This is a genomic window from Yersinia entomophaga (genome assembly GCF_001656035.1).
Classification (GTDB): domain Bacteria; phylum Pseudomonadota; class Gammaproteobacteria; order Enterobacterales; family Enterobacteriaceae; genus Yersinia; species Yersinia entomophaga.
In genome coordinates this window covers 1,846,359-1,872,077 of sequence record NZ_CP010029.1, presented here as the reverse complement: position 1 = coordinate 1,872,077, position 25,719 = coordinate 1,846,359, and the positions used below count along the sequence as shown (strand labels likewise).

Below are 25,719 nucleotides of genomic sequence, written 5' to 3'. Positions count from 1 at the left end.
GAGGTTAAGCGACTAAGCGTACACGGTGGATGCCTAGGCAGTCAGAGGCGATGAAGGGCGTGCTAATCTGCGAAAAGCGTCGGTAAGCTGATATGAAGCGTTACAACCGACGATACCCGAATGGGGAAACCCAGTGCAATTCGTTGCACTATCGTTAGATGAATACATAGTCTAACGAGGCGAACCGGGGGAACTGAAACATCTAAGTACCCCGAGGAAAAGAAATCAACCGAGATTCCCCTAGTAGCGGCGAGCGAACGGGGAGGAGCCCAGAGTCTGAATCAGTTTGTGTGTTAGTGGAAGCGTCTGGAAAGTCGCACGGTACAGGGTGATAGTCCCGTACACAAAAATGCACATGCTGTGAACTCGATGAGTAGGGCGGGACACGTGACATCCTGTCTGAATATGGGGGGACCATCCTCCAAGGCTAAATACTCCTGACTGACCGATAGTGAACCAGTACCGTGAGGGAAAGGCGAAAAGAACCCCGGCGAGGGGAGTGAAATAGAACCTGAAACCGTGTACGTACAAGCAGTGGGAGCACCTTCGTGGTGTGACTGCGTACCTTTTGTATAATGGGTCAGCGACTTATATTTTGTAGCAAGGTTAACCGTATAGGGGAGCCGTAGGGAAACCGAGTCTTAACTGGGCGTCTAGTTGCAAGGTATAGACCCGAAACCCGGTGATCTAGCCATGGGCAGGTTGAAGGTTGGGTAACACTAACTGGAGGACCGAACCGACTAATGTTGAAAAATTAGCGGATGACTTGTGGCTGGGGGTGAAAGGCCAATCAAACCGGGAGATAGCTGGTTCTCCCCGAAAGCTATTTAGGTAGCGCCTCGTGAACTCATCTTCGGGGGTAGAGCACTGTTTCGGCTAGGGGTCCATCCCGGATTACCAAACCGATGCAAACTCCGAATACCGAAGAATGTTATCACGGGAGACACACGGCGGGTGCTAACGTCCGTCGTGAAGAGGGAAACAACCCAGACCGCCAGCTAARGTCCCAAAGTCATGGTTAAGTGGGAAACGATGTGGGAAGGCATAGACAGCCAGGATGTTGGCTTAGAAGCAGCCATCATTTAAAGAAAGCGTAATAGCTCACTGGTCGAGTCGGCCTGCGCGGAAGATGTAACGGGGCTAAACCATGCACCGAAGCTGCGGCAGCGACACTTAGGTGTTGTTGGGTAGGGGAGCGTTCTGTAAGCCGTTGAAGGTAGTCTGTGAGGACTGCTGGAGGTATCAGAAGTGCGAATGCTGACATAAGTAACGATAATGCGGGTGAAAAACCCGCACGCCGGAAGACCAAGGGTTCCTGTCCAACGTTAATCGGGGCAGGGTGAGTCGACCCCTAAGGCGAGGCTGAAAAGCGTAGTCGATGGGAAACAGGTTAATATTCCTGTACTTGGTGTTACTGCGAAGGGGGGACGGAGAAGGCTAGGCTAGCCGGGCGACGGTTGTCCCGGTTTAAGCGTGTAGGGGGGTATTCCTGGTAAATCCGGAAAACCATCAACCCTGAGGCGTGATGACGATGCACTACGGTGCAGAAGTAGTTGATGCCAAGCTTCCAGGAAAAGCCTCTAAGCATCAGGTAACATTAAATCGTACCCCAAACCGACACAGGTGGTCAGGTAGAGAATACTCAGGCGCTTGAGAGAACTCGGGTGAAGGAACTAGGCAAAATGGTGCCGTAACTTCGGGAGAAGGCACGCTGGCGCTAGGTGAAGAGACTTGCTCTCGGAGCTGAAGCCAGTCGCAGATACCAGCTGGCTGCAACTGTTTAATAAAAACACAGCACTGTGCAAACACGAAAGTGGACGTATACGGTGTGACGCCTGCCCGGTGCTGGAAGGTTAATTGATGGGGTCAGCCGCAAGGCGAAGCTCTTGATCGAAGCCCCAGTAAACGGCGGCCGTAACTATAACGGTCCTAAGGTAGCGAAATTCCTTGTCGGGTAAGTTCCGACCTGCACGAATGGCGTAATGATGGCCAGGCTGTCTCCACCCGAGACTCAGTGAAATTGAACTCGCTGTGAAGATGCAGTGTACCCGCGGCAAGACGGAAAGACCCCGTGAACCTTTACTATAGCTTGACACTGAACATTGAGCCTTGATGTGTAGGATAGGTGGGAGGCATCGAAGCGTGGACGCCAGTCTGCGTGGAGCCAACCTTGAAATACCACCCTTTAATGTTTGATGTTCTAACTCGGCCCCATAATCTGGGGTGAGGACAGTGTCTGGTGGGTAGTTTGACTGGGGCGGTCTCCTCCCAAAGAGTAACGGAGGAGCACGAAGGTTAGCTAATCACGGTCGGACATCGTGAGGTTAGTGCAAAGGCATAAGCTAGCTTGACTGCGAGAGTGACGGCTCGAGCAGGTACGAAAGTAGGTCTTAGTGATCCGGTGGTTCTGAATGGAAGGGCCATCGCTCAACGGATAAAAGGTACTCCGGGGATAACAGGCTGATACCGCCCAAGAGTTCATATCGACGGCGGTGTTTGGCACCTCGATGTCGGCTCATCACATCCTGGGGCTGAAGTAGGTCCCAAGGGTATGGCTGTTCGCCATTTAAAGTGGTACGCGAGCTGGGTTTAGAACGTCGTGAGACAGTTCGGTCCCTATCTGCCGTGGGCGTTGGAAGATTGAGAGGGGCTGCTCCTAGTACGAGAGGACCGGAGTGGACGCATCACTGGTGTTCGGGTTGTCATGCCAATGGCATTGCCCGGTAGCTAAATGCGGAAAAGATAAGCGCTGAAAGCATCTAAGCGCGAAACTTGCCTCAAGATGAGTCTTCCCTGGGGCTTTAAGCCCCCTGAAGGAACGTTAAAGACTATGACGTTGATAGGCTGGGTGTGTAAGTGCAGCGATGCATTGAGCTAACCAGTACTAATGATCCGTGAGGCTTAACCTTACAACACCGAAGGTGTTTTAGAGAGCGTTTTGATTTTCAGCATTGTTAACAGATTGGATTGACTGGCTGTGTGGTGTAAATCACGTGGCGGGTTGATTGAAACAGAATTTGCCTGGCGGCAATAGCGCGGTGGTCCCACCTGATCCCATGCCGAACTCAGAAGTGAAACGCCGTAGCGCCGATGGTAGTGTGGGGTCTCCCCATGCGAGAGTAGGACACTGCCAGGCATCAAATAAACAAAAGAGGCTACCCTAACGGGTGGCCTTTTTTGTTTGTCTCGTTTGGGTGGTGTGCGACTCGAGCATGCATGCGACAAACTGCGCCTGCGCTGGCCCCAGCGGGGTGAGTCTCATCCAGAAGATGAGACGAATACAGTGGACACTGCCAGGCATCAAATCAAGCCAAGACCCCATGCCAAAAGCGTGGGGTTTTTGCTATGGAAAAAAGACAGACGCGAGGCGGATAAAAGTCATTGCCGCCCTCGAACCGAGCCTCCTGCGATTGCGGGGGGCTTTTTGCGTTTAAGGGCATGGGAACCCCCGGGAATGTCGGGCGTTGAAGGCGTATATGGCGATTTTCATTCCATAAGGGGCGGCTTATCCGGTAAATTGCGCCGCCGTTGACGTTTTCAGGCAGTAAATTCGCAGCATTTTCAGGCAGATACAGTCACTCACCGGGCTTATATTTTATTAAAAAGCCATGCAACCAACGAACCAGGTCGGTTTTATCGGAAACTCATCCTCATTAATGGGTATTCACACTCGGCGGTAGCTCAAGAGCCAGGCTTGCATCCGGTGGGGCGTAAGGGGATAAAACGTGTCGCCAGTCGGGATGCTGAGGCCTCTGATACACTACCGGCCTCACTGCGAAGAGTAACAGACAGAAGATTTTTAACTGCTGGTCGAAAGTAATTATCATGAAAACCAATAATCCGGCGATAATCACTTATCACTTATCACTTATCACTTATCACTTATCACTTATCACTCATCACTTATCGGTCAGGATTGGCCACTCACGAGCCATAAATTATTCTCAATAGCCTTCGTATATCGTGCTGATTACTCGGTTATTTAACATTATAAAGCGGTGATGAAGAGTTAGTTATCCTGCGGACATTTTAGGTAATGTGGCGTAATTCTCCCCAAAAGTACCTCGTTCTTAACAGTGAAAAAGTCAGCTGCGCTGAAGGCTATTTAGGCTTTTATCTTTATTATTACTGTCGGGTAGAATCAGCCCGTTTATAAATTCTCTCTACATTTTATCTGTATCAGTCTAACCCTCTGCACGACCGATTTTTATTTCGCTATTTTCGCACTGAATGAGATGGAAAAAGGCCCCGAAGGGCCTTGGTTTTTATTCTAGTACATTGAGATATTTGAAAAAACTAATGCTTAGTGGCCGCCGCTTTGAGAGGCGCCCAGGCCGGTTTGCGATCGAACGAACTGCGCTCTGAACAGCAGGCGCTCTTTCTTGCCGGTTTCTGAATTATCCGTGATAGAGAACAGCCATGTGCCGACAAAGGCTACAATCATTGAGAATAAAGCTGGGTATTCATATGGATAGATTGGTTCGGCGTGACCAAGAATCTTGACCCAAATGGTTGGTCCCAAGATCATCAGCACGACGGCAGTAATCAATCCTAACCAGCCGCCGACTAGTGCGCCTCGTGTCGTCAGCTTGTCCCAATACATCGAAATGATGATTATTGGGAAGTTACAGCTGGCGGCGATTGAGAAGGCCAGACCTACCATGAAGGCAATATTCTGATTCTCAAACAGAATCCCTAAGCCGATTGCTACAATCCCTAATACCACCACGGTAATTTTAGAGACGCGTAATTCATCACGTTCTCGCGCTTTACCGTTCTTAATTACGCTGGCGTATAAGTCATGGGAAACCGCAGAGGCGCCGGCTAATGTTAGGCCGGCAACTACCGCTAGGATGGTGGCGAAAGCGACGGCGGAGATAAAACCAAGGAAGAAATTGCCTCCAACGGCGTTAGCAAGATGAACCGCCGCCATATTGCTGCCGCCTAACAGTGCGCCAGCCGCATCTTTAAAGGAAGGGTTTGGGCCAACCAGTAAAATAGCGCCGAAACCGATAATAAAGGTCAGAATATAGAAGTAACCGATAAAGCCAGTAGCGTAGAACACGCTTTTACGAGCTTCTTTTGCATCACTTACGGTAAAGAAGCGCATCAAAATATGTGGCAGTCCGGCTGTCCCAAACATCAGAGCCAGACCCAGCGATAGCGCAGATATAGGATCTGAAACCAATCCTCCGGGGCTCATGATTTTGAGACCGTTAGGGTGAACTTTGATGGCTTCGCTAAACAAAGTATTGAAGTTGAAGCCGACGGATTTCATGACCATCAACGCCATGAATGTTGCTCCCGCCAGCAGCAAGACAGCCTTGATAATTTGTACCCAAGTGGTTGCCAGCATTCCGCCAAATAACACGTATAAAACCATCAGAATACCGACTAATACTACGGCCACATGGTAGTTCAGGCCAAAGAGCAGCTCAATAAGTTTACCTGCACCAACCATCTGAGCAATCAGGTATAAGGCAACCACAACCAGCGATCCGCAGGCTGATAGGGTACGAATTGGGCGCTGTTGCAAACGGTATGACGCAACGTCGGCGAAGGTATAGCGACCAAGATTACGTAGACGTTCGGCAATCAGGAACAGAATAATTGGCCAGCCGATCAGAAAACCAATGGAATAGATCAGCCCATCGTAGCCTGAGGTATAAACCAGTGCGGAAATACCGAGGAATGATGCGGCTGACATAAAGTCACCGGCAATAGCCAACCCATTTTGGAAACCGGTGATGCGACCGCCAGCGGTGTAATAATCTTGCCGGGAACGAGTGCGTTTCGAAGCCCAATAAGTGATATACAACGTAGCGCCAACAAAAAGTAAGAACATCACAATAGCTTGAATATTCAACGGTTGACGCTGAACTTCACCGCTGATTGCCTCTGCCTGTGACAGCGCAGGCAGAGCCAGTAAGGAAAGTGCAGACCAATGGCGGATCTTCATTGCTTCACCTCGCGAAGAATTTCTGCCGTCATGCGGTCGAACTCACCGTTAGCGCGGACAACATAAATACCGGTAAGAACAAAAGAAATTACGATTAAACCTATGCCGACCGGAATACCGCGCGTGATGCTGGCTCCTGCATATAGCGGAGTCCCCAGCCATTGAGGTTCAAAGGCAATGAGAAAAATAAAGCCAACGTAGAGTGCTAAGGTAATTGATGATAGCAGCCAGGCAAACCGGCCTCGCTTTTGTACCAACTCTTTGAATTTAGGATTATTTTCAATCTCTTGATAAATGCTGTCATTCATCAGAGTTCTCCTGTGAGGCATTAATTAAGTTGCCGCTCTCTGGCGGTGTAATTTATGACGTTGCTTGCATTGATTGTTTTTCTTCCAGTAATTTTTCTACTACGCTCGGATCGGCCAGCGTTGAGGTATCCCCTAGATTGCTGGTATCGCCCGCGGCAATTTTGCGTAATATGCGACGCATAATTTTCCCAGAGCGGGTTTTTGGCAATGAATCTGTCCAGTGCAGAATATCTGGCGTCGCGATTGGACCAATCTCTTTGCGTACCCAATTACGCACTTCGCTATAAAGTTCCGGTGTTGGCTCCTCTCCGTGATTCAACGTGATATAGGCATAAATTGCCTGACCTTTAATATTGTGGGGAACGCCAACCACCGCTGCTTCGGCGATTTTCGGATGAGAAACCAGCGCCGATTCTATTTCAGCGGTACCTAAGCGGTGACCGGAAACGTTGAGAACGTCATCCACGCGGCCAGTAATCCAGTAGTAGCCGTCTTCATCGCGACGGGCGCCATCTCCGCTGAAATACATGCCTTTAAAGGTTGAGAAGTAGGTTTGCTCGAAACGATCGTGATCGCCAAACAGAGTACGGGCCTGACCCGGCCATGAATCGATAATCACCAAATTACCTTCGGCTGGACCTTCCTGCGGATTCCCCAGATTGTCCACCAACGCTGGCTGTACGCCGAAGAATGGACGGGTAGCTGAACCGGCTTTCAGCTCGGTTGCACCTGGCAGTGGCGTAATCATGAAACCGCCGGTTTCGGTCTGCCACCAGGTATCCACAATTGGGCATTTACCGTTACCAATTTTGTTGTAATACCATTCCCAGGCTTCGGGGTTAATTGGCTCACCAACTGAACCCATCAGACGCAGCGATGTGCGCTTGGTGCCTTCAATCGCTTTATCGCCTTCGGCCATCAATGCGCGAATCGCCGTTGGAGCGGTGTACAAAATATTGACCTGATGCTTATCGATAACCTGACCTAAGCGGTTAACGCCTGGATAATTAGGAACGCCTTCAAACATCAAAGTGATAGCGCCGCAGGCCAGCGGGCCGTAAAGCAGATAGCTGTGACCGGTGACCCAGCCCACATCGGCGGTACACCAATAGATATCGCCCGGGTGATAGTCAAACACGTATTTGAAGGTCATGGCGGCATAAACCAGATAGCCACCGGTGGTGTGCAGTACGCCTTTAGGCTTACCAGTAGAACCAGAGGTATAAAGGATGAATAATGGATCCTCTGCATTCATCTCTTCAGCGGGACAATCCGCTGAAACGCCTTCAATCAGGTCATGCCACCATAAATCTCGACCTTCCTGCCAGTAGCCCGGTTTGCCGGTACGTTGGAAGACCACGACATTATTGATACTGGTGATAGCCGGATTTTTTAGCGCTTCATCAACGTTCTTTTTCAATGGAATAGCGCGGCCAGCGCGGATACCTTCGTCAGCGGTGATAACCAGTTTGGAGTTGGAATCAATAATACGACCAGCAACCGCATCCGGTGAGAACCCGCCGAAAATTACCGAGTGAACGGCACCGATACGCGCACAGGCCAGCATAGCTACCGCGGCTTCCGGCACCATTGGCATATAAATAGCCACTACGTCGCCTTTTTTTACGCCAAGTTTTTTCAATACATTGGCAAACTGGCAAACATCTTGGTGTAGCTGTTTATAACTGACGTTCTTGGATTGGGTTGGATCATCACCTTCCCAAATAATTGCGGTTTGCTCACCGCGCTCGGCCAAATGGCGATCCAGACAGTTAGCGGATAAATTTAGCGTACCATCCTCAAACCAACGAATACTGACGTGGCCAGGATCAAATGAAGTGTTCTTAACAATACTATAGGGTTTTATCCAGTCGATAATCTTGCCCTGTTCGCCCCAGAATGCATCGGGGTTTTGTACAGATTGTTGATAATAATCATGATATTGGACTGGGTTGATCAGGGCATTTTCTGCAATTGCAGCGGGAATTGGGTGTTTAGGTAGTTGGCTCATATTTATTCTCCTTTAGATTGTTAATAATATGTCAACTAAAGGTTAATTATAGTGTTGGGCGTCGTTTTGTTTCTTTTTTGGGCGACAGATCACGCAGAAAAGATGTTGTTTTAGGGACTTACTTGATGTGCTGTGTGGTGTATCAATATCTCAATAGGGAAGGGATTTAATCGAGAATTGAAGTTTGATCAGATGAAATACTCCTGTGTGCCATTTATTTCAGCGAAAGAAGTATTACACCGTGATTGTGTATATAGGTGACTTCTTTGTTTGAATAACGATTAAGACAAAATCCATTCGCAATAATGGCAGGAAGTTTATCTAAAAATAATTCTGATAATGATTAGAGCAAGTCGATTATTAGATTTTTATTATTACTTAATAGTATTTAAAGTCAGTAGATATTCTTAATGGAAATAAAAAACGAGTTTAAGAATAACAGCATAGTTATGCAGCAAAGATTTGTTCGATTAATCATGATTTTTCTCATTTTTGAATGAATTTATTGGGAGCTTTGGTTGCAGAATACCTAAAATAGGTAGAAAATCGAAATACTGCCCATTTAACAAAATGCGAACAAAATAAGGCATTAAATACAACAAGCCGCTGATTTTATCGGCTAATTAATTTCGCCTATTTTTTATACCTAAGGGTGAAGTGCTTATTTGCTATGGTTTAAATTTATTATTTTAATAACAGTTGGTTATGGCTTATCACTCTTTGTTCCTACCAAAAGATACTCGGCGTAGTGGGTTAAGCCAGAGTAAACAAGGCTTGCAGAACAACGGGTTGAAATGATACTGATTGAAAAGGTGGACGGCTGGCGGGAGGCCGATCCGCGGATTTTATTAACTATAGCCCCGTATTTAATGATTAAGTATTCCATCTGAAGTGCATGTCCATCATGCGCTTTGGGGAATGCTTTGAGGGATTTTTTTGGGTATGAAAAGTGTAAAAATAAGTCTTGCTTGGCAAATCCTAATTGCGCTTGTATTAGGTATTCTGGTTGGTGCTGTTCTCCATAATCAGGCCGAGTCTCGTGATTGGTTAGTCAGTAATATTCTCAGCCCTGCTGGCGATATTTTTATTCGCTTAATTAAAATGATTGTGGTTCCTATTGTTATTTCAACGCTGATTGTGGGTATTGCTGGCGTTGGAGATGCAAAGAAATTAGGGCGAATTGGCCTGAAGACCATTATTTATTTTGAAGTGATCACCACTATCGCGATTATTGTCGGTATCACTTTGGCCAATTTTTTCCAACCGGGTCATGGCATCGATATGTCGACGCTAACCGCAGTGGATATTTCTCAGTATGAAAAAACCACGGCGCAGGTACAAAGCGGTAGCCATAGTCTGGTGAGTACCATTCTATCGCTGATCCCATCGAATGTTTTCTCCTCGATGGCCAATGGCGATATGTTGCCGATTATTTTTTTCTCGGTACTGTTTGGTTTAGGGCTGTCTTCTTTACCAAAAGAAACCAAAGAGCCGCTGCTTAACGTGTTCAAAGCCGTTTCTGAGAGCATGTTTAAAGTCACACATATGATCATGCGTTACGCCCCAATAGGTGTATTCGGCCTGATTTCCGTGACCGTAGCGAATTTTGGTTTTGCCGCCTTGCTTCCGCTCGCCAAGCTGGTGATATTGGTTTACGCCGCAATTCTTTTCTTTGCCTTGGTTGTGATGGGCGCAGTTGCCAGAGCCTGTAATCTGCGGATCTGGACGTTAATTCGCATTCTGAAAGATGAGCTGATTCTGGCTTATTCTACTGCCAGCTCAGAAACCGTTTTGCCGCGTATCATCGAGAAAATGGAAGCCTACGGCGCGCCAAAGTCGATTACCAGCTTTGTGGTGCCAACCGGCTATTCCTTTAATCTGGATGGTTCTACGTTGTACCAAAGTATTGCGGCGATCTTCATCGCGCAGCTATATGGTATTGAGCTTTCTATTGGTCAGGAAATCGTTCTGGTGCTGACCTTAATGGTGACTTCCAAAGGCATCGCGGGGGTACCGGGCGTGTCATTTGTGGTGTTGCTGGCAACCTTAGGCAGCGTGGGCATTCCATTAGAAGGTCTGGCATTTATTGCTGGTGTTGACCGAATTCTGGATATGGCGCGAACTGCGTTGAACGTTGTGGGTAACGCACTGGCAGTATTGGTGATTGCCAAGTGGGAACACCAGTTTGATCGGAAGAAAGCCCGAGAATATGAGAAATCTTTCTTCGCGGAACAACAAACTCCAGCTAGCCAAGGTTAGTTAACTCCTGTCTGGATCGAAGCCCGCGGTTTGCCGAATGTGCGCCGCGGGTTTTTTATACCGGCTACCCTATTTCTCTTCGATAAACCCGATTATTTAGCGTTCACGTTTCTGTTCTGCACCAATGTAACTTTCCTTTCTCAATAATAGATCCCTGCTCCACTGCGTGGCGGGAAAGACAAAAACCTTACAAACTATGCAGGATTAAATACTCTGTGGGTTTAAATTGCCTTATCATTGCGAGTCTTTTTAACTTTTTATTCCATCGGCGATAACAAACCTCGCTGCGTGGGGGATGAATATTGCGTGGAGGAAGCATGACCTGGCAGTCGTTTAAATCCGAATATTTGGTGCGATTTTGGGCACCGCTTCCGGCGGTGATCGCCGCAGGGATCTTATCGACCTACTATTTTGGCCTGACCGGTACTTTTTGGGCCGTGACCGGAGAGTTCACACGCTGGGGCGGGCATGTAATGCAGTGGTTCGGCGCTAACCCGCAGGAGTGGGGCTACTTTAAAGTTATAGGTTTCGAAGGTACGCCGCTGGACCGTATCGACGGAATGATGATTATCGGCATGTTTGCCGGTTGTATCGCTGCGGCGCTGTGGGCTAACAATATTAAGCTACGTAAGCCCCAACACGGTATTCGAATTGCTCAGGCGCTGGTAGGTGGGATTATTGCCGGTTTTGGCGCTCGTCTGGCTATGGGGTGCAATTTAGCTGCATTTTTTACTGGTATTCCTCAATTTTCATTACACGCTTGGTTTTTTGCCCTCGCAACGGCGGCTGGCTCCTATTTCGGGGCAAAATTTACGCTGTTACCAATATTCCGTATTCCGGTGAAATTGCAGAAAGTCAGCGCAGCAGCACCGTTAACGCAAAATCCTCAGCGCGCAAAGCGCCGTTTCCGTCTGGGTATGGTGGTATTCGCGCTGGCATTATGCTGGGCGTTAACCGAATTATTCCAGGCGCCTAAACTCGGCATTGCTATGCTATTTGGCATTGGTTTTGGCTTATTGATCGAACGGGCGCAGATTTGCTTCACATCGGCTTTTCGCGATCTGTGGATTACTGGCCGTACCCATATGGCAAAAGCCATTATTCTCGGCATGGCGGTGAGCGCTATTGGTATCTTTAGCTATGTTCAACTGGGTGTTGCGCCGAAAATCCTGTGGGCAGGGCCAAATGCGGTCATTGGTGGCCTGTTATTCGGTTTCGGCATTGTGCTAGCTGGTGGCTGTGAAACCGGCTGGATGTATCGTGCTGTAGAAGGGCAAATTCACTACTGGTGGGTCGGTTTAGGCAACGTTATCGGTGCCACTCTATTGGCATATTACTGGGATGATTTTGCCCCAGTGCTCGTGACAAACCATGACAAAGTCAATCTGCTGGACACCTTCGGCCCAATCGGAGGGCTGCTGATAACCTATCTGTTATTAGGCATCGCTTTTGCCGCCATGTTGTGGTGGGAAAAACGCTTCTTCCGCAGTCGTAAAGCTGCCGCGCCAATTTTATCTAAGGAATCACTATGAGCACCCAACCGATAGTTCCAGATTACCGACTAGACATGGTCGGAGAGCCCTGTCCATATCCAGCAGTCGCTACGCTGGAAGCCATGCCGCAGCTCAAACCAGGGGAAATACTGGAGGTGATCAGCGATTGCCCACAATCGATCAATAATATCCCGCTGGATGCACGTAATTATGGCTATAAAGTGTTGGATATTCAGCAGGATGGGCCGACCATTCGTTATCTTATTCAAAGGTAGCTACGCCCTTGGCTTTGTTAGGTGACTGGCTACTGCGCGTGACCATTCTGGCCTTGCGCAGTGCTCACTAATAAGCGCCTTTAACGTTGTAGGCGATAGGGGCGATGACTTCGATAGTTCCGTTGTTTAGAATGTCTGCCGGTGGCGCGGGCATTGGCTGAGCGCGGGAAATCAACGTCATAGCTTCGCGGTCAAGAATTCTGGCGCCGGAACTGGTGATCAGCTCTGCTAATAACACTTTTCCTTTCAGATCAACCACAAAACGCACATGGCTCACCCCTTCCAAACGATAGCGTAACCCTTCTCGGGGATAACGTTTATAGCGATCGATATGGGCTAATACTTCCCCTTGCCATGCGGCTTTACCGTTGATTGCCGCGGAAGAAGCGCTGGAAAAGTTGGCGGCGTTTTTCTTGGCCGAACCGGGCAATGGGGCGCTGGTGGTTGATGCGGTATTTTCGGCTATGACCGGCAACGGGGTTTCGGTTGGTTTCGGTTTTACTACCGGTTTTTTCTTGCTATCGACTTTCTCCGGCCGAATCGCGTGAGTACCGCGGGGAGAAAGCGCCAGCTTCGGCTGCTCCAGCAACTCCTTTTTGACCGGCTGAACGTCATCAGGTGCCGCCATTTGCTGCAAAACACCTTGTGGTACGTCAGTTGGCGCGGTTTTAGCTTGCTGAAAAATCGCCATTTCTACCATTACTGCCGGTGGCAACGCGCCCTGAGGTGAAAGCCGATTCCACCAGCCCAGCATTAACACTGCGGCCAGTAAATGTAGCGCTAAGCCCAGCAGTAAACTGGCGGTCCAGCGGGTGCGCGGGTTGCCTTCCGGCGGTCCAAAAGTGTGTGGTGTAAAGTGAGCCGCTGCAGTGGTTGGGCCGTGGCTATGGGCTGGCTGTGGGTAGAATGATTTCATTACCGACTCCGCGAACGCCGTATTCTCGGCGTTATTTTATTGATTATAAACCCTTTTTATAAATGGCTGCCCATGCCGTGCCGATGATATTTATCACTTTCCCTGCACTCAATAACACCGACAGCCAAGCTGCGGATTATACGTAACAATAAGCATATTGATAGTTATAGGCATTATCATTTGCATTTATTCCGAGTTTTGCTTATAACCGCCAGCTTCAGAAGAGCGGGGCCTACGAGTATCCGCCGAATCAGCAGAGAAAATTGTGGAACGCTATTTTACAGCCAGATGTGGGCAACCGGATTGATGTACCTGACGGCTTCAATACCTATGCTGGCCTGAACGGCACAGGTCAAAAGGACCGCGCGACTTTAACGGATGCATTCATGGATAAACCCCCATCAAACAGGGTGAGTTTGGCCTATCAGGCCACTTACGGTCAGTTGGTTAGCTTCTTTCGTAAAAGAGTGGATAACGCCAGCGATGCCAAGGACTTGTCACAGGACGTATTCACACTGTGGTTGAAACGTGCCAGGCAAACACCGGTGGAGCATTCGCGCGCCTTTTTGTTCAAAATTGCTCATCGGGTGCTTATCGATCATTGGCGTGCTACCGGAAAGCAGCGGCTATTATTGTCTGAAAATCATGAAGATAGCCTAGGTAGAGAGGAAGTTGCGCCGACAGAAACCGAACCGCAGCGTTTATTCGAACACCAACAGCGTTTAAATCGGCTGGAGGAAGCGTTGCAAAGCCTTTCTCCTCGTCGTCGGGAGGCTTTTTTAATGCACCGCTTTGACGGTTTATCGCAAATTGAAGTGGCCGAGAGAATGGGAATTTCTGTCAGTATGGTAGAAAAGCACATTGCCGGTGCCTTGGTGCATTGTAAACGCTACGTAGCGGAACAGGAGAGTGAGCACAATGACGGACGCTAGCCGCCTTCTGGAAACAGAAATCGACGAACAGGCTGCGCTGTGGTTTAGCCGCAGCCAGGGGCGTCGCCTTAACGATGCGGAACAACGGCAATTTCAGGAATGGTTACAGCGCTCTGCGGCTCACGCTGAGGCTTTTCGACAGATGCAGCAAATCTGGGGGGACTGTGCCCTGATTACGCGCCCGGCGAGTGCTGCGCAGCCTAAGGCAAAACCGAGCTGGTGGCGTCCGCTGCGCGCCTGTGCCGCTGGGGCTTTCTTTTTGCTTGCTCTGTGGTTGCCTGCCAGTCAGTTGCCGCTAGTGCTGATGCACGATATTCATCTGCAAACCGATAATTATGCTCGTGAAGTGGTGCTGTCCGACGGCAGCCGCGTGCATTTGAATCGATATACTAAAATGCGTGTTCACTACGCTAGGAAAAAACGCCAACTCTGGCTGGATCATGGCGAGGTGTATTTGCAGGTGGCGGCAAATAAGCAGCGACCTTTTTTGGTCTATGCCGGAGAAAGTCAGGTGCGGGTCGTGGGAACCGAATTTGACGTCCGCTATGACGCTGATGAAATGGGGGTGGCGGTACGCCAAGGTACTGTAGCGGTCACCGGGCGGCCATCTATGGAAACCGTGATGTTGCATGCCGGAGATTCAGCGCGCTTGCTGAAAGGGGAAAACGATCTACAGCGAGGTCAGCGGCAGGTGAATGAAGTCGGCGAATGGCGTAGTGGGCAAATTTCATTCCGCAATCGGCCATTGGGCGAGCTACTGAAAGAGTTGGCGCGCTATCGGTCAGGAAAAATCGAGTTGACCGACGGGCGCTTGGCATCGCTGCCGGTTTCAGGTTCGCTGGATTTAGCTAATCCGGATGAGTTCTTAAACGCTTTACCGCTGCTTTTGGCGGTGAATGTTGTACAGGACGCTCAGGGTAACGCGTTGATTTTGCCGCGCCCGCAGCAAAAGTAAAAAATAATTCATTTCATAGGTGAGGATAATTCTCATTCTCTCGTCTTCCCTGATGCCTCTGCCCATTGGCAAGGCATTTTTATTTTCTAGGGAAGAAATTGCGAGATGACTTACAACAAAAAGAAACCTTCTGGGATGCCTGTTCTTTCTGCCCTGGCGCTGGCAACGCTGCTGATGAGTCAAGGGGCAGGCGCCGCCGATTTACAGCTCAATATGGCGGAGCAACCGTTAGCCAACGCTATTGCCAATGTGGCGCAGCAAGGCCAACTGCATGTGTTATTCGATGAATCCGAGCTGCGTAACCTGCGAGCGCCCGCTCTGCATGGTAATTACAGCCCGCAGTCTGCGTTGCAGCAATTACTGGCGGGCAGCGGCCTGGAGTTGGTTAGCAGCGGTAGCGGTTTTGTTATTCGTCCACCGACGATGAAAGGTGCTAACACCGGCGCTATTATTCTTCCGACTACCTCTGTGATGGGGGAAACCAGCGGTCGGGCAGCGGATAATCTGATGTCAGCCCCGCAGGTGATTACTTCGGAAGAGATTCGCCAGCGCACTACCGGCAACGGTAACATTACCGAATTATTGCGTACCAATCCGGCGGTACAGTTTTCTAACAGCGGTAACACCAGTCTCAATCAAGGGGAAATCAAGCCGAGTGCGATTTCTATCCACGGTTCTTCCAGCTACCAAAACAACTACAAACTGGATGGCGTGAGCTTTAACAACGACGTCGATCCGGCCAGCAGTGGCAATGGTGAAACCACGACCCGCGTTGACAGCAGCGATCAGGGGATTTATCTCGATAGCCGTTTAATCGACAGCGTGACTGTGTTCGATAACAACATTCCGGTGGAATATGGTGGTTTTACCGGCGGTACGCTGGATGTCACCAGCCGTCGCTGGCGTGGTGATAACAGCGCACATTTATATTTCCGCGAAACCCGTTCGGCGTGGAACAAGGTGTTTACCGATCCCGGCACCGCTTTTGACAGCTCAAAGAATGACACCAGTCGGCCAGATCGCTTCCAGCCGAAATACAGTAAACAGAACTTCGGGGGTTGGTTTGAAGCGGGCATAACCGATAATCTGGGCGTAGTCTTTTCTGCCTCGCATCGTATTTCGGATATTCCGACTTATACCAGCGGCGGCAGCGGTTTACAGATAGGGCCGAATAATGAGCTGGAAGGCGTCTCAATGGACGGCGGCTACCGCAGCCAGAAACGGGTGTCTGATAACTATTTCGCCAAGTTCTCATGGGATGCCAATGAGCGTACCAGCCTGCATTTATCCGGCAATTACTCGGCCTATACCAGCTCGCTCTTTTCCAGCAGCGTAATCAATTCAGGCTACGATAACGATCATAATGGCTTGAACACGACGTTGCAGTTAGAGCACCGCTTTGATTTTGCCAACCTGGATTTAACCGCCGGTTACCAAAAGCTGGTGGATGAGCGCACCAATGATGTGAAAGATTTCTTCGCCCTGGAAGATTATTCAAACTGGCCGAATACGGGTTATTACAACAATGGCGGGCAGGGGGACTTGATCACCCGACAAAACAGTGCCACGGCGAAAGGGGTGCTGCGCTTTAATCAATTTGAGGCGCTGGGGATGTTCCACTCGCCAAACGTTGGTTTTGAAGTTAATAAAACCGAGGCGCGCTATCAACGGGATCGGGATTACTACCGCTATCGGTTCTACGGATCGCCAGACTGGCTTACTTCAGATGCTCAGCCCAGCAATATCACCCGCTTTCGCGCGGGAACCTATAAAGCGGATTACACCAGCTACGCCCTGTTCCTTGACGACAGCATGCAGTATGGCCGTTTGACCGTGCGTCCGGGCGTACGTGTGGATCGGGATGATTTTGTCGGCCAGACCAATATTGCTCCGCGTTTGAGCAGCAGTTTGGATATTTTCGGAACTGGTAATACGGTGCTGATCGCTGGGGCTAACCGTTACTATGGTCGTTCAATGCTGACCTATGCGCTGTATGAAGCGCAAAACGCCGGTATGCAGAATTGCTACTACGACTGTCACCGCGATCCCAATCAGGTTGAGTGGGGCGACGTGAAAGATTTCGAAGGTATCGATAAACTTTCAACGCCTTATAACGATGAGTTAAGCCTCGCTCTGCAACAGCAAATCATGAAAACCCAGTGGCGTTTGCAATATGTTCACCGCGAAGGTTATGACGAGGTACGCAGCCGTACTAAGTATCCGAACAGCGGTAATAGTTTGCAGTCGCGCATTCGTACCTTTGATAACGGCGGCCGCAGCAGCAACGATACGGTTTCACTTTCCGTGAGCAACAATCAGCCGTGGGAAACTGGTGCGTTGTCTCATGCTATGACCGGTTCCCTGAGCTGGCAGCAAAGTAAGAGCAATACGCCGAAAGATCAGGGTTACGCTTTCTTCGACCCAAGCACCAAGCTGGATTCGGATAAAGTCTGGTACGACGGCAAGGTGATTAACGCTTCCGATTTACCCTCCACCAACTTTAACTCGCCGTGGCGCTTCAATCTGGAGCTGACCAGTGATTGGCAGGAACACAACCTGACCTTCTATAACCTGCTGCAATGGCGTGGCCCGCGGGATCAGGCGGTACGCTACCAGCAAGATTATTACACCGATCCGACCACCGGTTCGCAGATGTTGAAGTACGAGAAGACCCACTTTGCCAGCACCTACCGCTGGGACACCAAAGTGACCTGGAAACCTGATTTTGCCTATGGTGCGGGGATCTCGGTCGAGGTGAATAACGTACTGAACAAACGCAACGTGGCGGACACTTTTGTGTATGAAGACAAGGTGTTGCACTCCTATGAACCGGGGCGCCAGTTCTGGCTGCAACTGAGTTACGACCTGTAATTATGTTGAGAAGTCACTGAACGCAGTCGGGCGGCTTAGGCAGCCAGACGTTTTGGTTTTTAGGTCAGTACAAGATCGGTTGATTGATGAAAACGTTAAAACAGTTCTGTTATCTCGCTAGGCCTTTTTGGGGCGTTGGCACCGCATGGTTTGCCTGGTTGCTATTGGCGATAGTGCTGGTGCTCAGCCTATCATCGGTTTGGTTTAATGTGCGTCTTAACCAGTGGAACGGCGATTTTTACAATGCGCTACAGCAGCTAAACAGCCAGGCTCTCTATCAGTTACTCCAGCATTTTATCGTGCTGGTTAGCGCTTTGATTCTGGTGGTGGTGTTTGCGGATTATTTGAAGCAACGGCTAATCATGCGTTGGCGTATCGGTATGACCGAATATATTCTGGCACGCTGGCTTTCTCGCAACGGGCAACACTATGCACTGAAAATCAACGCATTGGAGCCAGATAACCCAGACCAGCGAATTGCCGAGGATGTGCGTTTGCTGATTGAATCTAGCCTGCGTCTGTTGATTACCTTCCTGCATTCCATGCTGACGCTGGTGTCGTTCGCCGCCATTTTATGGCAACTCTCTGGCAGCCTGAATTTTTCCCTGCCGTCCCACAGTTTCACCCTTCCTGGTTACATGTTCTGGGTGTGTATTTTCTACACCTTGATTGGCATTGGCCTGACCCACTGGATCGGCTATCCGCTGCGTCAGCTCAATATGGAAAAACAGCGTCGTGAGGCCGATTACCGCAGTGGGCTGATTGCCCGACGGGAAGCCAGCGACGCTATTGCTGGCCAACGCGGCGAATTGCACGAGCGAGCGGCTTTGCTACAGCGTTTTCACGCCATTGCCGATAACTGGTATCAGCTGATTCGCTATGAGAAAAACCTATCGTTCTTCACCGTCGGTTATCAGCAGCTTAGCGCATTGGCGCCGATTTTTTTCGCGTTACCAAAATTCCTCGCCGGTGAACTGTTATTGGGCGGATTGATGCAAATCCGTCAGTCATTCGCTCAGGTGGCGGGTGCTCTAGGCTGGTTCATTTTCTCCTATCGGGACATTGCCGCCTGGCAGGCCACCGTAACCCGATTGTATAACTTTGTGGTGCTGCTGGAAGCGGAGCCGTCCAGCCCGGTAGAAACGGCTTCGGACGACGCGATGCCGCTACGGGCCAGCTTGAATTTACAAACTGCCGATGGAAATTCACTGCTGCGAGGCATCCTCGTAGAGGCTGCGCTAGGTAGCCTGACGCTGATTCAGGGACGATCCGGCATTGGTAAATCCACGTTATTACGTGCATTCAGCGGCCATTGGCCACATTACCGCGGGCAGATTACCCGCAGCGCCAGCGTGAGCTGGCTGCCGCAGCGGTTATATCTGGCGCATGAGCGATTGGACGATTTACTGGCATATCCAGCGGATCGCAGTGCTTTTAGCGATGAACAGTATCGGGACGTCCTGACACAGGTTGGTTTGCCGCAGTTCATTTATCAATTGGCCTTATCGACGGCGTGGCAACAGCGCCTTTCCGGCGGCGAACAGCAGCGGCTGATGTTTGCCCGTTTGTTATTGAATAAGCCAAGGTTGATTTTGTTGGATGAAACCACCTCGGCGCTGGATGCATCCAGCGCGCGCCATCTGCTGCGGTTGCTGCGTTCGGCGTTGCCGCACAGCGCCATTTTACTGGTAAGTCACCAGACATTCCTGGCCGATCTCGCCGACCATCGCTTGTACCTGGATGTAAAATCTGTTTTTTCTCAAGGAGTTGCTACACCATGTTTAACCGACTAGTGCTTGTGTCGCTTGTCTACGTATTGTTGGGCTGCGCGCCGACAACCCGTGAAACCGAGCTATCTGACGGGCAGTCTTTGCCGATTCGCAGTGATGTGCAGCACTTCACGCTGGATAACGGCCTACAGGTTTATTTGCTAGCGCGATCGCAGCCGGGCGTGGAAATGCGGCTGCTGGTGAACAGTGGTTCATTGCAAGAGAGTGAAAAACAGCGTGGTTTAGCGCATTTTGTCGAGCATATGGCGTTCAAAGGTACGCGTAATTTCCCCGGCACTTCCAGTTTTAAATCACTAGAAAAACAAGGTATTACCTTGGGAAGTCACGTTAATGCAGTGACTAGTCTGAATGCCACGACTTACAAGCTTTCTCTGCCTAACGCAGAGGAAAAGCAAATTCAGCTCGGGCTGCGGATTTTGTCCGATTGGGCGACAGGTATCAGTTTTGAACCCGAAGCTTTTGATAAAGAGCGGCCAGTGATTGTGGAGGAGTGGCGTTTGCGTCAGGGCGTGGGTTTCCGTATTAACCAGTCACTGGAGCAACTACGGTATTACGGTAGCCGCTATGCACAACGCGATCCTATTGGTTTGCTGGATGTGGTACAGCATGCTCCGGTATCTGAAGCCGTGGCTTATTATCAACAATGGTATCAGCCGCAGCGAATGGCTCTGGTGATTGTCGGAAACTTCAAATCTACGGAAGTGCGTAAACAAATTACTGGGTTATTCTCCGTTCCTGCTACCCAGCCGTTGGCTCAGGATAATCCAGATTGGAAGAAATTTGCGCCTCAGCCTGGCATGTTAATCAGTGAATTATTCGATGCAGAACAAGGCTCGCGCATTATTCAGTTGGGGTTACAGCGTGATTTGCCGGTTTCCTTAAATAGCGCTAACGGTCAGTGGCGAGATTTGCTGGATACTTTGTGGCTGACCATCTTTAACCAGCGCTTATCATTGCTGGTGGATAACGAGATGCTCTCGGTTGCCAGCATTAATCAGCAGCCCGCTTTGCTGGATAATCAGCGTATTCAGCATTTATTAATCGCTCGCCCGCAGGGGAGTGATTACAACGGAACGCTGAAACAGCTATTTACCGAGCTACAGCGCATGGCCAGCACGCCGGTGAGTGCAGAAGAACTGAATGCAGCGCGTCAGCAAATATTAACCAAACTGCGTCAGCAGGCTGCCGGTGAAAGCCGTTATCAGCCTGGTTATCTTGCAGATAATCTTACTACGGCGGTTGAACTCAATTTACCGATGCTGGATAAACAGCAGCAGCTAGCAATGACGGAAACCTGGCTGGCCGCGATTGGCCCGCAGCACGTTCAGGCGCAGGTGGCGGAATTGCTGGATACCGCTTCAGTACGATTAGCTTTAATTGGTCCAGATACGGATAAAAAACAGGTGGATAGTAAAGCTATCGCGGCGTTGTGGAACGCAACTCGTCAAACCCAGCTGGGCGCTTTCACCCTAAAACCCAAAGCGGTGACTTTAACGCTAGATACGCCGGTGGCCGGGAGGGTTGTACAGCGCCAGATTTTGCCTATCGCCAATACACAACTGTGGACGCTGAGCAACGGAATGCGGGTGATCGTTAAATCGGACGCGGGAATGAAAGATAATGTGCAGATTTCATTACGTATTCCCGGTGGGCGTTCGTTGGAAGATGAGAATGAGGTCAGTGAGGTTAGCTGGGCGATGCGCTTACCGGAAGCCAGCGGTTACGGAAAATACAGCTCGCGCCAGTTGGCTCAACTGAGTAAACAGCAGGATTTGGCGCTGACGCCTTACGACGAGATGTTATTCCACGGTTTACGCGGCTCTGCGCCAGCGGCACATTTGGAATCCCTATTGCAATTGCTGCACTTGAAAATGACTGCGCCTCAGTTTTCCGGCGAAAAGCTGGAGCGGCAGAAGCAGTCCTATGCTTTGGGCATTGATAAGCAACCGGTAGAGCGCCGTTTTCTCGATAGCATGACTCAGGAAGGCTATCAACATGGGGATCGCTTATTGGTGACAGCTAACGGGCCGTGGCGCGACTTTAATATAAAAGGGCTAGAGCAACGCCATCGTCAGCTATTTTCCGCCACGCAGGATATGACACTAACTATTAGCGGTTCTTTGGATGAAGGGAAGTTGCAAACGCTGGTGGAACGTTGGATGGGAAGTATTCCTGCTACCGAGCAGCGACTACATTGGCGTGATTTGGGCATTAAGCCGCTGAATCGTGCAATGTCGAAGGACTACCCATTAGCCAGTAGTCCTAAGACTATGGTTAGTATGCAATTCTCATCGTATGCGGTCTGGTCACAGCCGAATCAGCTAGCCTTACAACTGATGGATAAAGTGGTTTCTCTACGCTTGCGCTATGCGCTGCGGGAACAGGCCAGCGGCGTTTATACTCTGGGCTTTAGCCAAATGGTAGCCAAGTTGCCAACGCCTTATTATTTGGCTCGATTGAACTTTACCTCTGCGCCAGAAAGGGCAGAAGAAATGGCGCAGTTGGCGCAGAAAGTGCTGAAGCAGGTTGCAGAAGAAGGAATCAGTCCGCTAGAGCTGAGTAAAGCCAAAAAAGCTTGGCGAATTGAGCAGGAAGAAGGGCGAAACAGTGCCAGTTATTGGACTGATGCCTTGGCTCAGGTTGGTAGTGATGACGGCAATTTCGCCCTGCTGGCTCAAGAGGCAGAGCAGTTGGAAGCGGTGACGCCAGAACAGGTCAATGCACTAGCCGCTCAATGGTTAGGAAGAAACCCAAAAATATTTACCCTAAGCCCAGCGAAGTAATTTCATCGTCGGTTAGCCACCTTCTTTGAAGGTGGCTTTTAATGTGCGAAAAACCTGCGAATAAATAAAAAAATTCGCCTTGGAAAATAGACGTCATATATAAAAGGTTAGAAATCATCCGTATTTATTACTTTAACGACTAAAACGTCGAATAACGGAGGAAAAACTCTCGCTACGTATTTTTGTCACTTCATTTGGCCATAGTGGATTGACCGGAATGTAATAGTTTTCGTTTTTAGCGGCGATGATCAACTCCTTAAATTCATCTATATTTTTTATCACGCAAATATCATTCAATTTTCCTAGTGGCTTTGGTAGCACGAAGGTCGCGGGGAAATTTGCCGCTATGTCGCTTGCCGGGCTGCCTGCGTCAGTGCTGTGATGGACAACCGGTTCACCCTCGCCCACCATAGCTTTATTTATAAGTGGTATCATTGCGCGGATTCGCGGTGAGACATTGCCAATATTGCTGTCTTCCCGCTCATAAAATTTAGCGGGATCAAGATATTCCGCCTGAAAATATTTATTAACTACCTCGCTATGACGACGACGCTTATAAACATCCATGTTTCGTTTGAATACATCGTGGGAAACCTCTTTGATTAGGAGATTATCTTTAGCCCCGTACTCTTGTAAGTGTGGTGCAATCATCAATAAATCGTAATCAGCGGTCAGCGGTTTTTTATTTTCACCGGGCGGTGCCAGCACCTCAATGGTCTCTCCATGATGTTGAACTAAATATAAATCCGCATGTTCTTTTACTGGTATCAGCTCAAATTTATACAGTTTTCCACTGGGGGTTCGGGCATCCAGCGCAATGGGGAAACCATTAGCATCTATCTGAATATCAACCATATTTCTCTTCATCAAGATATCTAACCTTGCTGCAGTTATTTCCAGCGGTACTTTTTGCGCGTGGCCTTCGTCAATGCAGGCTTGAATTTGTTGATTAAATAACGCAATTTTATCTGGCTTATCTACCAGTTTGCTCAGCTCCTGCTTAACGCAGATAAATGCAGCCTGAGGGCCCCAGTTAGCACTTTTTCCCTTAATATGAAAACCCTTGGTTGGGTATCCATTTTTGATCAGGTCTGTTGCCATAACATCCACGGGCCTGATACCTATCAGACAATTATTTTCTTGAGCAAATACCTGTAATTTAATTAGATGCTCAGGCACTATACCTATGCAGCCTTGATCACAAAGCGTTTTTATTTCTTCTAGTCTGGGTATATCAAATTTAGATATTGAAGATGCAGATGCATTTCCTCCTGAAATAAGAGCTTCTGACTTAGGCAACGACCAGTTTTGGGGTGCTTTATAAGTATTGTTTACAAGCATTAGTTTTCCCATCGGTTTCTATCGTTATTAATAGTGCCTATTCTCTCTTTTATTTGTATTTTATTTTTATGTTTTTCGCTCATTTATGCTTATGATAATAATGTGTTTAATTTTATTATTCTTACAGCGTTTTTAAATTAATTGTGAAAAATGTAATTTACATTACTTTTGCGGTGGTTATCTGTTGTTGGTGATTAATTTTATTTTGATATATTTATTATCTTAAGTTAAGCGTTGTGTAATTTGGTAAGTGAATGAATAAAAGCGAATAGGCATGTTTTTAGTATTGCTCTTGATTTATACCGTGCTATTTCCGTTGTTTTTACATGTGACGATATGTGTTTTACTGAAAAATTTTATGAATAATGAAGTGATCGTTATCACATTTTATTATCTATCCGACTTTATGGTTAAAACTGTAGGTTTGTTATATTTAAACATAAACACAACCATTTATTAACATTGAGTGAGGCATAGCGATAAAATATTATGATAGTAAAAAACTTTGGCCTGACGGCTTTGATTTTCATTAAATTTATTCTTATTCCTTACCTCATGGCTCTCTTCCGCTGCTTTCCTGTCTATTTTATTTGGTTATAAACGTTTTTTAAGTGAAATTTAATTCCCCTCACCTTTTCAGATAAATAAAACTAATTTCTCTCTTAATGTCGACTCCGTTGCATTTCTTGAAATAAACCACTGTTCATTAGATATCAACCGCTTCTTTTTGCTATTTCCGTCACATTAATCCAGTTTTTCGTGCCGTAGCATCCAGCCCTATTATATATATTATTCTTTGAATTATTATTGATCAGGGCTATAAACATGAAAATTTACAATGACTTAAAAATGACGATTAACGACGTGATTAGCGCGCAAAAAAGATTAAAGGGGCATATCTATAAAACCGGTCTGGCGAGATCAAATTACCTTAGCGAGCGTTGCCATGGTGAGATTTACCTCAAATTTGAAAACATGCAGCGTACCGGTTCATTTAAGATTCGCGGGGCATTTAATAAACTCAGTTCACTTACTGAAGAAGAAAAAAAACAGGGTGTCGTTGCCTGTTCCGCAGGGAACCATGCACAAGGCGTTTCTTTATCTTGCGCCATGTTAGGCATTAACAGCAAAGTTGTTATGCCAAATTGTGCGCCGAAATCAAAAATTGCGGCGACCAGTGAATATTCTGCTCAGGTGATACTGCACGGAGAGAACTTCAATGACACCATCGCCAAAGCCAGTGAAATTATTGAATTGGAGAATAGAATTTTCATTCATCCCTTTGATGATGAAAAGGTGATTGCCGGCCAAGGGACCATTGGTTTGGAAATACTCGAAGATCTTTACGATGTCGATAATGTGATTGTTCCTATTGGCGGTGGTGGTTTGATTGCCGGTATTGCTTTGGCGATCAAATCAGTCAACCCGACTATTAATATTATCGGCGTACAATCGGAAAACGTTCATGGCATGGCGGCCTCTTATTATAACGGTAGTATTACCAATCATCGTAAAACCTCAACATTGGCCGATGGCTGCGATGTCGCGCGCCCAGGTAATGCAACCTTTGAAATAGTCAAAGCGCTGGTTAATGACATTGTCTTGGTCAGCGAAGATGAAATAAGAAGAAGTATGATCGACCTTATTCAACGTAACAAAATCATAACCGAAGGTGCAGGGGCATTAGCATCAGCGGCATTACTGAGCGGAAAGTTAAAAGACTATATCACCGGCAAAAAGACCGTCAGCATTATATCAGGCGGCAACATTGATTTATCACGAGTATCACAAATTACGGGGTTAAGCAGTATTTCGTAAAATATCTT

The 25,719-nt window shown here is 48.4% G+C and carries 14 protein-coding genes and 2 rRNA genes; 11 read left to right on the top strand and 5 right to left on the bottom strand.

All coding sequences use genetic code 11. From position 1 onward, the window contains the following. Positions 1 to 2: 2 nt before the first annotated feature. Both PL78_RS08490 and rrf read left to right on the top strand, forming a co-directional pair. Positions 3 to 2,909 (top strand): 23S ribosomal RNA (locus PL78_RS08490). Between the two features lie 111 nt (positions 2,910 to 3,020). Continuing rightward, positions 3,021 to 3,136, top strand: a 5S ribosomal RNA gene (gene rrf / locus PL78_RS08485). A gap of 1,167 nt (positions 3,137 to 4,303) precedes the next feature. Here rrf and actP read toward each other — a convergent pair. From actP to acs, 3 genes are read right to left on the bottom strand one after another with little or no spacing between them, the layout of a single operon-like run. After that, on the bottom strand, positions 4,304 to 5,959 hold the full coding sequence (gene actP / locus PL78_RS08480) for a cation/acetate symporter ActP (RefSeq protein ID WP_064514739.1): 1,656 nt from the start codon (positions 5,957 to 5,959) through the stop codon (positions 4,304 to 4,306). Continuing rightward, positions 5,956 to 6,267 (bottom strand): DUF485 domain-containing protein, encoded by a 312-nt coding sequence (locus tag PL78_RS08475; RefSeq protein ID WP_049599145.1) that lies wholly within the window; start codon positions 6,265 to 6,267, stop codon positions 5,956 to 5,958. Before PL78_RS08475 ends, actP begins: the two co-directional genes overlap by 4 nt. Before the next feature lie 52 nt (positions 6,268 to 6,319). Beyond that, positions 6,320 to 8,278, bottom strand: a complete 1,959-nt coding sequence (gene acs / locus PL78_RS08470; protein WP_064514737.1) for an acetate--CoA ligase — start codon at positions 8,276 to 8,278, stop codon at positions 6,320 to 6,322. A 942-nt stretch (positions 8,279 to 9,220) separates the two neighbouring features. On the opposite strand from acs, the gene gltP reads away from it, so the two are divergent. From gltP to yedF, 3 genes are all read left to right on the top strand, one after another. Next, positions 9,221 to 10,537, top strand: a complete 1,317-nt coding sequence (gltP, locus tag PL78_RS08465) for a glutamate/aspartate:proton symporter GltP (RefSeq protein ID WP_064514735.1) — start codon at positions 9,221 to 9,223, stop codon at positions 10,535 to 10,537. A 317-nt stretch (positions 10,538 to 10,854) separates the two neighbouring features. Then, positions 10,855 to 12,069, top strand: coding sequence for a selenium metabolism membrane protein YedE/FdhT (gene yedE, locus PL78_RS08460; protein WP_064514734.1), 1,215 nt, complete (start codon positions 10,855 to 10,857; stop codon positions 12,067 to 12,069). After that, complete coding sequence (yedF, locus tag PL78_RS08455; protein WP_049599155.1) at positions 12,066 to 12,305, top strand: sulfurtransferase-like selenium metabolism protein YedF; 240 nt, start codon at positions 12,066 to 12,068, stop codon at positions 12,303 to 12,305. The genes yedE and yedF overlap by 4 nt, the downstream gene beginning before the upstream one ends. A 67-nt stretch (positions 12,306 to 12,372) precedes the next feature. On the opposite strand, the gene PL78_RS08450 is transcribed toward yedF, so the two are convergent. After that, positions 12,373 to 13,221: an energy transducer TonB gene (locus PL78_RS08450; RefSeq protein WP_084414306.1), complete on the bottom strand. Its 849-nt coding sequence runs from the start codon at positions 13,219 to 13,221 to the stop codon at positions 12,373 to 12,375. Between the two features lie 386 nt (positions 13,222 to 13,607). Between PL78_RS08450 and PL78_RS08445 the strand changes: the two genes are divergently transcribed. From PL78_RS08445 to PL78_RS08425, 5 genes are all read left to right on the top strand, one after another. Beyond that, a complete protein-coding gene (locus tag PL78_RS08445; protein ID WP_064518330.1) occupies positions 13,608 to 14,153 on the top strand; it encodes an RNA polymerase sigma factor in 546 nt (181 codons plus the stop codon). Next, positions 14,140 to 15,108, top strand: a complete 969-nt coding sequence (locus tag PL78_RS08440) for a FecR family protein (protein WP_064514732.1) — start codon at positions 14,140 to 14,142, stop codon at positions 15,106 to 15,108. Before PL78_RS08445 ends, PL78_RS08440 begins: the two co-directional genes overlap by 14 nt. A gap of 105 nt (positions 15,109 to 15,213) precedes the next feature. Beyond that, positions 15,214 to 17,979 carry a secretin and TonB N-terminal domain-containing protein gene (locus tag PL78_RS08435; RefSeq protein ID WP_064514730.1) on the top strand — a complete coding sequence of 922 codons (2,766 nt, stop codon included), beginning with the start codon at positions 15,214 to 15,216 and terminating at the stop codon, positions 17,977 to 17,979. 86 nt (positions 17,980 to 18,065) lie between these two features. Beyond that, a complete protein-coding gene (locus PL78_RS08430) occupies positions 18,066 to 19,772 on the top strand; it encodes an ABC transporter ATP-binding protein/permease (RefSeq protein ID WP_064514728.1) in 1,707 nt (568 codons plus the stop codon). Beyond that, the gene (locus PL78_RS08425) at positions 19,757 to 22,552 is read left to right on the top strand and encodes a M16 family metallopeptidase (protein ID WP_064514726.1); all 2,796 of its coding nucleotides are present in this window, start codon (positions 19,757 to 19,759) and stop codon (positions 22,550 to 22,552) included. The genes PL78_RS08430 and PL78_RS08425 overlap by 16 nt, the downstream gene beginning before the upstream one ends. A gap of 132 nt (positions 22,553 to 22,684) precedes the next feature. Here PL78_RS08425 and PL78_RS08420 read toward each other — a convergent pair whose 3' ends face one another. Then, positions 22,685 to 23,893 carry an anthrax toxin-like adenylyl cyclase domain-containing protein gene (locus PL78_RS08420; protein ID WP_084414380.1) on the bottom strand — a complete coding sequence of 403 codons (1,209 nt, stop codon included), beginning with the start codon at positions 23,891 to 23,893 and terminating at the stop codon, positions 22,685 to 22,687. A gap of 825 nt (positions 23,894 to 24,718) precedes the next feature. Here PL78_RS08420 and tdcB point away from each other — a divergent pair. Further along, positions 24,719 to 25,711 (top strand): bifunctional threonine ammonia-lyase/L-serine ammonia-lyase TdcB, encoded by a 993-nt coding sequence (tdcB, locus tag PL78_RS08410; RefSeq protein WP_064514723.1) that lies wholly within the window; start codon positions 24,719 to 24,721, stop codon positions 25,709 to 25,711. The last annotated feature ends 8 nt before the right edge of the window (positions 25,712 to 25,719 follow it).

Bases quoted from the DNA above. Each gene is read 5' to 3' on its own strand.
- PL78_RS08420 (WP_084414380.1), bottom strand. From the start codon at position 23,893: ATGCTTGTAAACAATACTTATAAAGCACCCCAAAACTGGTCGTTGCCT.
- PL78_RS08425 (WP_064514726.1), top strand. From the start codon at position 19,757: ATGTTTAACCGACTAGTGCTTGTGTCGCTTGTCTACGTATTGTTGGGC.
- actP (WP_064514739.1), bottom strand. From the start codon at position 5,959: ATGAAGATCCGCCATTGGTCTGCACTTTCCTTACTGGCTCTGCCTGCG.
- acs (WP_064514737.1), bottom strand. From the start codon at position 8,278: ATGAGCCAACTACCTAAACACCCAATTCCCGCTGCAATTGCAGAAAAT.
- PL78_RS08435 (WP_064514730.1), top strand. From the start codon at position 15,214: ATGACTTACAACAAAAAGAAACCTTCTGGGATGCCTGTTCTTTCTGCC.
- gltP (WP_064514735.1), top strand. From the start codon at position 9,221: ATGAAAAGTGTAAAAATAAGTCTTGCTTGGCAAATCCTAATTGCGCTT.
- PL78_RS08440 (WP_064514732.1), top strand. From the start codon at position 14,140: ATGACGGACGCTAGCCGCCTTCTGGAAACAGAAATCGACGAACAGGCT.
- PL78_RS08475 (WP_049599145.1), bottom strand. From the start codon at position 6,267: ATGAATGACAGCATTTATCAAGAGATTGAAAATAATCCTAAATTCAAA.
- PL78_RS08445 (WP_064518330.1), top strand. From the start codon at position 13,608: ATGGATAAACCCCCATCAAACAGGGTGAGTTTGGCCTATCAGGCCACT.
- PL78_RS08450 (WP_084414306.1), bottom strand. From the start codon at position 13,221: ATGAAATCATTCTACCCACAGCCAGCCCATAGCCACGGCCCAACCACT.
- yedE (WP_064514734.1), top strand. From the start codon at position 10,855: ATGACCTGGCAGTCGTTTAAATCCGAATATTTGGTGCGATTTTGGGCA.
- PL78_RS08430 (WP_064514728.1), top strand. From the start codon at position 18,066: ATGAAAACGTTAAAACAGTTCTGTTATCTCGCTAGGCCTTTTTGGGGC.
- tdcB (WP_064514723.1), top strand. From the start codon at position 24,719: ATGAAAATTTACAATGACTTAAAAATGACGATTAACGACGTGATTAGC.
- yedF (WP_049599155.1), top strand. From the start codon at position 12,066: ATGAGCACCCAACCGATAGTTCCAGATTACCGACTAGACATGGTCGGA.